The organism is Inquilinus sp. KBS0705, from assembly GCA_005938025.2.
Lineage (GTDB): Bacteria > Bacteroidota > Bacteroidia > Sphingobacteriales > Sphingobacteriaceae > Mucilaginibacter.
The window spans coordinates 1,366,286-1,378,424 of the sequence record VCCI02000001.1; the positions used below are offsets into that span (position 1 = coordinate 1,366,286).

11 protein-coding genes are annotated in these 12,139 nt (G+C 41.4%); 8 read left to right on the top strand and 3 right to left on the bottom strand.

Going from position 1 to position 12,139, the window contains the following annotated elements; all coding sequences use genetic code 11:
* The first annotated feature begins 68 nt into the window (after positions 1 to 68).
* The 4 genes from sucC (at position 69) to FFF34_006035 (ending at position 3,285) form a co-directional block, all read left to right on the top strand.
* Positions 69 to 1,262 (top strand): ADP-forming succinate--CoA ligase subunit beta, encoded by a 1,194-nt coding sequence (gene sucC, locus FFF34_006020; protein ID TSD66956.1) that lies wholly within the window; start codon positions 69 to 71, stop codon positions 1,260 to 1,262.
* 211 nt (positions 1,263 to 1,473) lie between these two features.
* Positions 1,474 to 2,010, top strand: a complete 537-nt coding sequence (locus tag FFF34_006025; protein ID TSD66957.1) for a YceI family protein — start codon at positions 1,474 to 1,476, stop codon at positions 2,008 to 2,010.
* A gap of 144 nt (positions 2,011 to 2,154) precedes the next feature.
* Complete coding sequence (locus FFF34_006030) at positions 2,155 to 2,775, top strand: threonylcarbamoyl-AMP synthase (GenBank protein TSD66958.1); 621 nt, start codon at positions 2,155 to 2,157, stop codon at positions 2,773 to 2,775.
* 60 nt (positions 2,776 to 2,835) lie between these two features.
* The gene (locus tag FFF34_006035) at positions 2,836 to 3,285 is read left to right on the top strand and encodes a hypothetical protein (GenBank protein TSD66959.1); all 450 of its coding nucleotides are present in this window, start codon (positions 2,836 to 2,838) and stop codon (positions 3,283 to 3,285) included.
* On the opposite strand, the gene FFF34_006040 is transcribed toward FFF34_006035, so the two are convergent.
* Positions 3,286 to 4,056 carry a tryptophan synthase subunit alpha gene (locus FFF34_006040; GenBank protein TSD67972.1) on the bottom strand — a complete coding sequence of 257 codons (771 nt, stop codon included), beginning with the start codon at positions 4,054 to 4,056 and terminating at the stop codon, positions 3,286 to 3,288.
* A 129-nt stretch (positions 4,057 to 4,185) separates the two neighbouring features.
* Here FFF34_006040 and FFF34_006045 point away from each other — a divergent pair, with 129 nt between their 5' ends.
* The 4 genes from FFF34_006045 (at position 4,186) to FFF34_006060 (ending at position 9,072) form a co-directional block, all read left to right on the top strand.
* Complete coding sequence (locus FFF34_006045) at positions 4,186 to 5,673, top strand: sodium:solute symporter (GenBank protein TSD66960.1); 1,488 nt, start codon at positions 4,186 to 4,188, stop codon at positions 5,671 to 5,673.
* Positions 5,674 to 5,763: 90 nt separating this feature from the next.
* Entirely contained in the window at positions 5,764 to 6,471 is a 708-nt protein-coding gene (locus FFF34_006050) for a TIGR00730 family Rossman fold protein (protein TSD66961.1), read from the top strand.
* 72 nt (positions 6,472 to 6,543) lie between these two features.
* Positions 6,544 to 7,764: a TCR/Tet family MFS transporter gene (locus tag FFF34_006055; GenBank protein ID TSD66962.1), complete on the top strand. Its 1,221-nt coding sequence runs from the start codon at positions 6,544 to 6,546 to the stop codon at positions 7,762 to 7,764.
* Positions 7,765 to 7,812: 48 nt separating this feature from the next.
* On the top strand, positions 7,813 to 9,072 hold the full coding sequence (locus FFF34_006060; GenBank protein ID TSD66963.1) for a TCR/Tet family MFS transporter: 1,260 nt from the start codon (positions 7,813 to 7,815) through the stop codon (positions 9,070 to 9,072).
* Here FFF34_006060 and FFF34_006065 read toward each other — a convergent pair.
* Positions 9,056 to 9,649 carry a DUF502 domain-containing protein gene (locus FFF34_006065; protein ID TSD66964.1) on the bottom strand — a complete coding sequence of 198 codons (594 nt, stop codon included), beginning with the start codon at positions 9,647 to 9,649 and terminating at the stop codon, positions 9,056 to 9,058. The two genes, FFF34_006060 and FFF34_006065, sit on opposite strands and share 17 nt — an antisense overlap.
* Positions 9,650 to 9,663: 14 nt before the next feature.
* Entirely contained in the window at positions 9,664 to 12,126 is a 2,463-nt protein-coding gene (locus FFF34_006070) for a bifunctional UDP-N-acetylmuramoyl-tripeptide:D-alanyl-D-alanine ligase/alanine racemase (protein TSD66965.1), read from the bottom strand.
* Positions 12,127 to 12,139: the final 13 nt, after the last annotated feature.

The following is a 12,139-nucleotide window of genomic DNA, read 5'->3' on the forward strand; positions in this document are numbered from 1 at the left end:
TACCACACTTTCAACTCACAACTTATTAAACAAAATAGTAGCTTTACCGCAAATTCTTCAACATACATATGAATATTCACGAATATCAGGGCAAAGCAATACTTAAAAGCTTTGGCGTTAGAGTACAGGAAGGCATAGTTGCAGATACACCCGAAGAGGCTGTAGCTGCTGCTCAGAAAATGAAGGAAGACTATGGGTCGGACTGGACAGTTATAAAAGCACAGATACACGCAGGTGGCCGCGGTAAAGGCGGTGGCGTTAAGCTGGCTAAAAATGCTGAACAAGTAAAAGAAATTGCAGGCAAAATTATAGGCATGCAATTAGTTACCCCACAAACCGGCCCCGAAGGCAAATTGGTTAAAAAGGTATTGGTTGCACAGGATGTATACTACCCCGGCGAAAGCGAAACAAAAGAGTTTTACGTAAGCGTATTGCTCGATCGTGCTAAAGGCCGTAATATCATTATGTATTCTACCGAAGGCGGTATGGATATTGAAGAAGTAGCGCATTCTACCCCTGAATTGATACATAAAGAAGAAATTGACCCTAAAGTAGGTTTACAAGGTTTCCAGGCGCGTAAAATTGCCTTTAACCTGGGCCTGTCAGGCGATGCCTTTAAGGATATGGTTAAATTCATTACTGCTTTATACAAAGCGTATGATGCAACCGATTCGTCTCAGTTTGAGATAAACCCCGTTTTAAAAACATCCGACAACAAAATTTTAGCTGTTGATGCTAAAGTAAACTTAGATGATAACGCTTTGTACCGCCACCCTGATTATGCCGCTTTACGCGACACTGATGAGGAAGACCCTACCGAGGTTGAAGCAAGCAAAAGCAACTTAAACTATGTTAAGCTTGATGGTAACGTTGGCTGTATGGTAAACGGAGCCGGCTTAGCTATGGCAACTATGGATATTATTAAAATAGCCGGCGGCGAACCTGCTAACTTCTTGGATGTTGGTGGTACAGCTAACGCGCAAACAGTTAAGGCTGGTTTTAACATCATCCTGTCTGACCCTAATGTTAAAGCTATCCTGATCAATATCTTTGGTGGTATTGTTCGTTGCGACCGTGTTGCACAAGGTGTTATTGATGCTTATCACGAAATTGGCAACATACCTGTACCTATCATCGTTCGTTTACAAGGAACAAATGCCAAAGAAGCTAAAGATTTGATAGATAACTCTGGACTTAAAGTATACTCTGCCATATTACTTAAAGAAGCAGCTGACAGGGTTAAAGAAGTTTTAGCCTTATAATTAAATAAGAGATTTAAATAAAAATACAAGGGAGCAGCAATGCTCCCTTTTTTGTTGCTGCAAATTTGAATAGTGGATCAAATATTAAAACAAATCCCTACCCTGGTAGGTTATAAAAACACAATTTGTCTGATGATTGTAAACTTGCATAACAATATTATATGTTTAAACATATAATATTTACATTTGTCTCAACAAAACAATAAAAACCATGGCAACAGCAACAAAATGGGTATTAGACCCAATGCACTCAGAAGTACAATTTAAAGTTAAACACTTAGTAATATCTACCGTAAGCGGCTTTTTTAAATCGTTTGAAGGTGAGTTAACCACAACTGACGACAACTTCGAAGATTCGGACATCAGCTTCTCTTTAGATGTTAACAGTATTGATACTAACCAGGCACAACGCGATGAACACTTAAAAAGCCCGGAATTTTTTGATGCGGCAACGTATCCAAAAATCAGCTTTAAATCAACATCTATCAAAAAAACTGATGATGATGAATATACATTAAACGGCGACCTGACCATCAAAGACGTTACCAAACCGGTAACACTTAAGGCAGAGTTTGGCGGATCGACCGACGATTTTTATGGTAACACTAAAGCTGGTTTTGAAGTAACCGGAAAAATTAACCGTAAAGAGTTTGGTTTAACTTGGGACGGTGTAACCGAAGCAGGCTCGATAGTAGTTGGCGAAGATATTAAACTCACCATCAACGTACAGTTTGCTAAACAAGCGTAATTAAGTCAAAGGGTTATAAGGGTTGCAGAGGGTTAAAGGGTATGTACTTTAAACCTCTGCAACCCTTTTGTTTTTTATGGATTATAACAATTACAAGGTTTTAAGATGTTTTAAACTTTGTAGCGGTATATTTGTCATATAAACATGCTGATAAAGATCTATCCCGAAAACCCCAACGAAAAAGCTATTGAACAGGTAGCCGAGGTGCTGCGTAAAGGTGGCATTATCATATACCCTACCGATACGGTTTATGGGCTGGGCTGCGATATCACAAATCAAAAAGCAATAGAGCGGATATGCAAGATCAGGAATATAAAGCCCGACAAAGCTAATTTCTCCTTTATTTGCTATGATCTTAGCCATATATCAGATTATATTAAACCCATTGATAACACCACTTTCAGGGTATTAAAAAAGGCATTGCCTGGGCCCTTTACCTTTATATTTAATGCCAGCCACGCGGTACCAAAGCTGTTAAGCAGCAATAAAAAAACGGTAGGTATACGCGTACCCGATAATAACATAGCCCGCGACATTGTAAAGGTTTTGGGTAACCCCATCCTATCAACATCAATACATGATGAAGATGATATAATCGAATACTCAACCGACCCCGAGCTGATACACGAGAAATATGAAGACCTGGTAGATATTGTAATAGATGGCGGCTATGGTGATAACATCCCGTCTACAGTAGTTGACTGCACCTCGGGCGATTTCGAAATTATCCGCGAAGGTAAAGGCGAGCTGGAAGAATATTTGTAAAAATTATATTTATTTTGGAATGAGCTTAAATCAAGCCATAATCTATCATATTAGTTTTATATGACCAAGGTAATACTATCAAGCAAACTCATTTTAGACAAAATTATATTAATTGTAATTACATTAATAGTTGTTGTTGCTTGGATAACTATGCCTATTATACCTATTGTATTTTTTCTTTTAGCCTTTGTTTTAATAACCAACTCTTTTTATAGTCTTTTTTGGTATACCAATAAGGTTACTTATAGTAATGATCGTTTGTATATTGGGAGTAAAGCAGAAAAAGAAGTACTTTTTGAAAATATAAATTTAATAGCTGTTACTCCCCATTACGGTACTTACAGAACCATGTGGAAAATAAATTATCTTTCTGAAGACAAAGAAAAGTCAGTTTATTTTTATCCTCGTATTACTTTATTAAATATGGATGAGTTTATACTCACCGTAAAACAAATCAAGCCGGAAGTAATGATTAGAAGTTATACCCTTTCGCTTGACATAGATCTGTAATTATCCTTTAACTCCTGCAATAAATCCCGGTATTTTCTTCATATAATCATCTTGCGCCAATAGTTTAACAAAAGCGCTACCCACAATGGCGCCGTTTGCGTATTGGCAAGCTTTGCTAAATGATGCGTTATCTGCTATGCCAAAACCGATAATTGTTGGATTTTTCAGTTGCATCCCTTTTATACGGGTGTAATAACCTTCAATGCTATCAGTAAGCTGTAAATTGCCACCGGTGATAGATGATGACGACAGCAGGTAAATAAAGCTGTTACTCAATCCATCAATTTTGCGAATGCGCTCTTCTGATGTTTGCGGCGTAACCAAAAATATGTTGCTTAATCCGTTATCTTCAAAATAGTTGCTGTATAGCATCTCATACTCGTACATGGGCAGGTCGGGTACTATTATGCCATCTACCCCTACCGCGGCGGCTTGTTTGCAAAAACGCTCTACACCGTATTGTACAATAGGGTTTACATAGCCCATCAATAAAATAGGCAAGCTAACACGGCTACGCAGATCTTTTAATTGCTCAAACAGTAAATTCAAGTTCATGCCGTTATCTAATGCCGTTTGCGAACTATGCTGAATGGTTGGCCCATCGGCAACCGGGTCTGAGTATGGGAAACCGATCTCTAAGAAGTCGGCTCCTGCTTTTTCCAGCGCCTCTGCAATATCAATTGTAGTATTAAGCGCAGGATACCCGGCCGTAAAATATATAGATAACAGGTTTTTATTTTTTGCAGTAAAAAGCTTGTTCAATCGGTTCATGGGAGCGGCGGTATTATCCATTCAGCAAAAATATTGTTATTAATCAGGTTTTAGCTATGATATTTAAATTTTTGCTTGATACCGCTTAAACACCTACTTTAGGGGCTATCCATTTTACCTGAATAAATTATGGCACCCGGAATATTACTCACGTTCATCATTGGTTACTTTTTGGTATTGATGGTGATATCGTACCTCACCTCAAAAAAATCATCAGATAACGATACTTTTTTTGTGGCCAACCGCAACTCTAAATGGTATTTGGTAGCTTTCGGGATGATAGGTACCGCGTTAAGCGGGGTTACCTTTATATCGGTACCAGGCAAGGTAGGTGCACCAAGCGGCGACCAGTTTGCCTATTTCCAATTCGTACTAGGTAATGCAGCGGGTTTTATTATCATCGCTACGGTGTTGCTGCCACTTTATTATCGCCTAAGGCTTACATCTATTTATAGTTACATAGAGCAGGCATTAGGCACCTGGAGTTATAAAACAGCAGCAGGCATATTTTTGCTTAGTCGTACTATCGGCTCGTCGTTCAGGCTATACCTGGTGGTTATTGTACTGCAAAAATTCATTTTTGATAGCTATGGCGTTCCCTTTGCGGTAACAGTGCTTATTTGTTTGGTGCTTATATGGTCGTATACGTTTAAAGGTGGCTTAAAAACCATTATAATAACCGATAGTCTGCAAACATTCTTTCTGGTAGCGTCGGTATTCTTATCCATCTACTTTATATGCAAAAGCCTCAATTATAATGTATTTGAAGCGGCCGAAGCCATTAAAAACAGCAGCTATTCTAAAATATTCTTCCTCGACGATTTTATGAGCAGCCACTTCCATTTAGGCAAGCAATTCCTTGGGGGTTTGTTCATTACTGTTGGTATGACAGGGCTTGACCAGGACCTTATGCAGAAAAACTTAAGCCTGAAAAACATTAAAGAAGCGCAAAAAAATATGTTCAGCTTTACCGGCGTATTTGTTATCATTAACATCTTCTTTTTAAGCGTGGGTGCCTTGTTGTACATATACGCGCAACGCTACGGCATCACTGTTGAGAAAACCGACTACTTATACCCTACCATCGCCTTAAAATACCTGGGCGTTATACCGGCAATGGTGTTTATGCTTGGTTTAACAGCCGCCACCTTTGCCACTACCGATTCGGCACTTACGGCGTTAACGACCTCTTTTTGTGTCGATTTTTTAAACTTTAACAAACGCGGCGATACAAATAGTAAAAAGATGGTAAATGTGCGCCACTATGTGCATATCGCGTTTTCGGGGCTGATGTTTTTAACAATCATCCTGTTTAACGCCTTAAATAACGATGCGGTAGTAACGGCTATATTTAAGGTAGCATCGTATACTTACGGGCCATTGTTAGGCCTGTATAGCTTTGGCTTATTTATGAGCAGCAGGCAGGTGAACGACAAACTGGTACCTTTTATCTGTTTAATATCCCCGGCTGTATGTTTCTTCTTAAGTACCGAATCTAAGGCACTTTTGGGTGGTTATGTTTTCGACAACGAGCTTATCATTGTGAACGGATTAATTACATTTGCCGGCTTGTTGCTGTGTTCGCGCAGTAAAGCGGCGAGTACTAAAGTAGCATAGCAGCAAACCTAAAAAGCACATTATTGTATTATTAAGATATATCTTCCGGGCCTTACCTGCTTTTTCGGTAGTTCGGATCAAAATAAAACCATGACAGGCGACGAAAAAATAAGACAAGCATTCGAGAACAAAAACTGGCAGGAAATTAAGGTAACCGACTCCTGGCAAATATTTAAGATAATGGCCGAATTTGTTGACGGCTTTGAGAAGTTGGCCAAAATTGGCCCCTGCGTATCCATATTTGGGTCGGCACGCACCCATAACGATAACAAATACTACAAACTGGCCGAAAACACCGCGCGCCTGCTTACCGAGCGTGGTTATGGTGTAATATCGGGCGGCGGGCCTGGTATAATGGAGGCTGCTAACAAAGGTGCTTACGAAGCCGGGGGTAAATCGGTAGGTTTAAATATCGAGCTGCCCTTTGAGCAATTCCATAATAAATATATCGACAGGGATAAGATACTGGAGTTTGATTACTTTTTTATCCGCAAGGTAATGTTCATGAAATACTCGCAGGGTTTTATCGTTCTGCCGGGTGGTTTTGGTACCATGGATGAATCTTTTGAGGCTATAACCCTTATACAAACCGGTAAAATAGCCCGTTTCCCTATTGTATTTTTAGGCGTTGATTATTGGAGCGGCCTGTTTAAATGGGTAGAAGAAAAAATGCTGGAGCATGAGCATAATATTAGCCCTGATGACCTTAACCTTTACCGCGTTGTTGATACCGCCGAAGAAGCAGCCGAGCATATTTTCCGTTTTTACGACAAGTATGTATTAAAGCCAAACTTCTGACAAACAATATTATATGCTCCCGGCTTTGGCAATATGGCCGCATAAGCTTATTTTAGCTGGCTATTTAAACCAATGAACACCTTAGACCAACCTAAAAAGAAGGCCGCGTTAAGCTTTATATTTGTTACCCTGCTGATAGACATTATTGGTTTGGCTATCATTATCCCGGTATTTCCAAAGCTAATAGAGAAGCTAATACATGGCAACCTTAGCCAGGCATCACGCTATTCGGGCTTATTGCTGGTGGCGTATTCGGTGATGCAATTCCTGTTCTCGCCCATTATAGGCAACCTTAGCGATAAATATGGCCGCAGGCCGGTATTACTATTTTCGTTATTAGGTTTTGGAATCGATTATTTATTCCTGGCGTTTGCGCCAAGTATAGGCTGGTTATTTGTGGGCCGTATAATAGCCGGTATTACCGGTGCCAGTTTCACCACAGCATCGGCTTACATTGCCGATGTAAGCGAACCCGAAAAACGAGCGCAAAACTTCGGGATGATAGGTGTTGCATTTGGGCTTGGCTTCATCATAGGGCCCGTAATAGGCGGTATATTAGGAAAAATGGATACCCACTACCCGTTTTATGCCGCTGCTGCACTGGCTTTGTTAAACGCCGCCTATGGTTTCTTTATCCTGCCCGAATCATTAGATAAGTCTCACCGCCGCGAATTTGAATGGAAAAGGGCTAATCCGCTGGGCTCATTATTACAATTAAAAAAGTATCCGGCTGTTATTGGCCTGGCCCTATGCCTTTTCATTATATACTTTGCAAGCCACGCGGTACAAAGCGTGTGGACCTTCTACACAATGGAAAAGTTTAAGTGGACCGAAGATATTGTAGGTTACTCGTTAGGCTTTATAGGTTTAAGTATAGCCGCTGTACAAGGCGGGCTAATACGTGTTGCCATCCCAAAATTAGGGCAGGAACGCAGTATATGGATAGGTTTGGTACTATACGGCGTAGGCATGCTGTTATTTGGCCTGGCTAACCACAGCTGGATGATGTTTGCCTTTATGGTGCCGTATGCCATGGGCGGTATTGCCGGCCCGGCCCTGCAAGGGGTAATGACCAGCGAAGTACCACCTAACGAACAAGGCGAACTACAGGGCGGTTTAACCAGTTTAATGAGTTTAAGCTCGATATTCGGCCCATGGTTTATGACTTATACCTTTTATTACTTTACCAGTGCTAAAGCGCCTGTTTATTTACCGGGCGCCCCATATTTTATCGCTTCGGCATTAATGCTTTTAAGCGCTATATTAGCTGTACGTAGTTTTAAGAAAAAATAACACAAATGCCCCCGCTAAACCTTTATACCTTTAAGGACACGTAATTTTATGAATAAACCTGTTGGTGAGGGCAAAGCTGCGTTAGGATTTATATTTGTTACTCTGTTTATTGATGTGCTTGGTTTAGGTATCATCATCCCTATTCTTCCAAAATTATTAGAGCAATTAGGGCATATCGACTTAAGTATGGCCAGTCAATACAGCGGCTACCTTACATTTACCTATGCATCTATGCAGTTTGTTTTTGCACCGGTATTGGGCAATTTAAGCGACAGATTTGGGCGCAGGCCGGTGTTGCTATTGAGTTTATTCGGTTTCGGGGTCGACTATTTGTTTATGGCCTTTGCTCCCACCATTATATGGCTTTTTGTAGGCCGTTTTATTGCGGGCATAGCTGGTGCAAGCACAACAACTGCCACTGCCTATATTGCCGATGTAAGCACCGGAGACAAGCGCGCTGCTAACTTTGGTTTAATTGGCGCGGCTACAGGACTCGGGTTTATATTGGGCATAGGTATGGGTGGCTTTTTGGGTACCTTAAATATAAAGCTGCCTTTTATGGTTGCCGCCGGTTTGGCATTTTTAAACGCCATATATGGTTACTTTATATTACCCGAATCATTATCATTAGAAAACCGCAGAAAATTTGAATGGAAACGCGCAAACCCTGTTGGGTCGTTGTTGCGTTTAAGGCATTACTCAAGGGCTGTAAGTACTTTAATTACTGCCTACACACTGGTTTATATTGGCCAAAAGGCTATTGAAAGTACCCTGCCTTTTTACCTGCTCGAAAAATTTAAATGGTCGTTACACAGTATAAGTTTACTGGGAATATTTATTGGCGTATTAATAGCCGGTATACAGGGCGGCCTGGTGCGCTGGGCCATACCAAAATTTGGGTTAAAGCGCAATATCATGTCGGGTATAACTTTTTATGGTATAGGCTTAATACTCATTGCCTTTAATAATACCGGCTGGTTAATGTATTTGTTTATGATCCCTTATTGCCTGGGGGGCATAGGCGGTACCGCGTTACAGGGCTTTATATCCGAACATGTACCCGCTAACGAACAAGGTGAGCTGCAGGGCGCGCTTACCAGCCTTTCAAGCGTTACCAATGTGGTGGGGCCATTGATCATGACTACCCTATTTCATCATTTTACCATACCCGGTGCTTCGGTTTATTTCCCCGGCGCGCCATTTTTAATGGGGGCTATTTTAATGGCAGTAAGTATTATTTTAGCCTATCGGAGCTTTAAAAAGAAAGCACCAAAAAAGTTATTGGTGCAAACTACTCCAGGCCACTAACACCGCCTGATATTACAAATTTCATTACATCTGCGGCGCTTTTGTCAATAGGCTTTACTTTATCGGCCGATATAATAACCACCTGCCCCGCAAACGAGTAAGAATACGGGAAGTATACCGCAACCTCGCCGGGCAGGTTTATAACATTAAGATCCTTTTGTACCAGGAAACCGATCTTTTTTAATCCAAATTCGTTCACTTCCACTAAAACCGGTTCATTGAATTTCTTTTCTTCGCCAACAAATGCCTCGGTAAGGTCTTTAATGGATGAATAAAGGAACTTAAAAAGAGGCAGTCGGTTTATCCAGCGGTTAAACCAGCTTTTTATGGGATCAGTAATTACGTTGGTTACCAGTATGCCGGCAATCAGTATCACCACCACTACGTTTAATATGCCCAGGCCGGGTATATATACAGGTTTACCTGCTTTATCAACCCATATCTCGCTGCTCAAGTTAAGCGCGCTATCCACCCGCGAAACGGCCCAGAATATTAAAAAGAAAGCGGCGCCGAGCGGCACTACTATCAACAGCCCCTTAGCAAAGTAATTTAATAAGGCTCTAAAAATCCTTTTCATAACTCCAAGTGTATCTACTCGTAAAAGTACACTCTTTTTACCCGTTGCGAAATGTTTGTTAATATTTCATAGGGTATGGTACCTATTTGCAGGGCCAGCTCTTCTATCCGTTGTTGCTCGTTAAATACAATTACCTCATCTCCCTCTTTCACCTCGGCGGCGCTAACATCCAGCATACACATATCCATTGATACATTGCCAACTGTAGGTACAAGGGTGCCATTTACCAGCATTTTGCCTACACCATTACCAAACGCACGCAAATAGCCGTCAGCATAGCCTATACGTACGGTGGCTATTTTTCCATCGGTTTTAAGGCTGCCATTGCGGTTATAGCCAATGGTATCGCTCGCCAAAACCTTTTTTACCTGCGATACCGTAGTTTTTAACGTAGCTATTGGTTTCAATGCTGTATCGTCGGCCGGTACGGCAGCGTCTATACCATACAAACCTATACCCAACCTTACCATATCGTACTGCGCGGTTGGCCAGCGCACTATAGCCGACGTATTACATATATGTTTAACAACCTTATAGCCAAGGGCAGCTTCTATGGCTGCAAATGCTTTTTCAAATTGGCCAATTTGCTTCAATGTAAACAGATCATGCTGTTCCGAATCGCTGGCTACCAGGTGTGAGAAAACGGTTTGTACATGTATATACTGGTTAATTTCAAGCAAGTCGCATAAGGCATCCATGTCGGTCTCCTCAAAACCCACCCTGTGCATGCCGGTATCAATTTTAAGGTGTACCGGGTAGTTAACTACATCAGCATCTTGGGCATATTTTACAAATTCATCAAGCAAAGTAAAACTATATATAGATGGCTCTAACCTTTTAGCTACCAACTTATCATATGCCTGCGGCTCTGGGTTTAACACCATTATCGGTAAGGTTATACCGGTTTCGCGCAGGGCAATACCTTCGTCGGTATAGGCAACCGCCAGGTAATCAACTTTGTTATATTGCAATATATTAGCTACCTCAAAAGTACCGCTGCCATACGAGAATGCCTTAACCATTGCCATAAGCTTAACACCAGGATGCAGCTTTGATTTGTAATAGTTTAAGTTACCCAGCATATTGTTCAGGTTGATCTCTAAAACCGTTTCGTGGGCTTTTTGTACTAATGCACGGCTTACTTTTTCAAACTCAAAGCTACGCGATCCCTTTATCAGTATAGTCTCCTGGTTTAGATGCAGTTTGCCCAATTGTTTAAGCAGCGTAGCAGTATCGGGGTAAAAGTGCATATCGGGCACATCAAAATACTGCTGATGCTCCTGTAAAGATGCGCCTACCCCTATAAAGCGGTCTATCTTTTTATTGCTTATCATTTCGGCAACCTGGCGGTAAAGGCTATCCTGTCCTAAGCCTGATTGATAGATATCAGATAATATGAGGGTGCGCTTTTGATGCTGATTTTGCTGATCTAAAAAGTTAAGGGCTATCTCCAGAGATTGTATATCCGAATTGTACGAATCATCTATCACCGAGCAATCATTAATGCCGTTTTTAAGCTCAAGGCGCATGCTAACGGCTATTAAGCGCTCGATACGGTCGTCTGCTACCTCAGGCTTATAACCCAGTGCCAGCATAGTGGCCAGGCAAACAATAGCATTTTCTACTGATGCCGCATCCCTGAATGGTATCAGGCATTCTATCTCCTGCTGTTTATACATGGCGCGCAGGTAATACTTGCCCGATATACTGGTTTCGCTGAACACATACAGGTCGGCCTGATTAAAGGTACGGCTCCATACAAAACACTCGCGGGTTTTTAATTCATCCTTGTAATCAAGCAGTGTTTCGTAATTATACACCAGTAGCTTGCTGTTCTTAAACAGCTTTAATTTCTCCTCTAATTTTTCTTTTGGTGATGCAAAACCCTCATCGTGTGCGGTGCCCATGTGTGTTAATATCCCTATAGTAGGCTGTATGATGGCCTCAAGCTGCTCCATTTCACCTGTGGTTGATATCCCGGCCTCAAAAATACCAAGGTCGTTAGCCTCGTTTATTTGCCATACCGAAAGCGGCACACCAATTTGCGAATTATAACTTTTAGGGTTACGTACAATGTTCTTTTCGGGGCAAAGCAACTGGTACAGCCACTCTTTAACAATGGTTTTGCCATTGCTGCCTGTAATGCCTATTACCTCCAAACTATACTGACTGCGCCTATGTGCAGCAAGTGCCTGTAAAGCGGTCAATACATCAGCTACTACTAAAAAATTAGCATCGGGCATTACCGTATCGGGGCGGTGCTTTACCACAAAGCTACGTACCCCTGCTGTGTAGGCGTCAACAATAAAGTCTACACCTTCGCGGCGGCCGGTTAATGCAAAAAACAACGAACCGGCAGGTTTTATAATACGCCTGCTATCGGTAAGCAGGGTGCTAATGGTTTCGTTGTTTACCACATCGCCTGTGGCATTTATAACCTGCTTTACATCATTTACGGTGTAGGAATTTTGCATGATACGAATTTGCTTA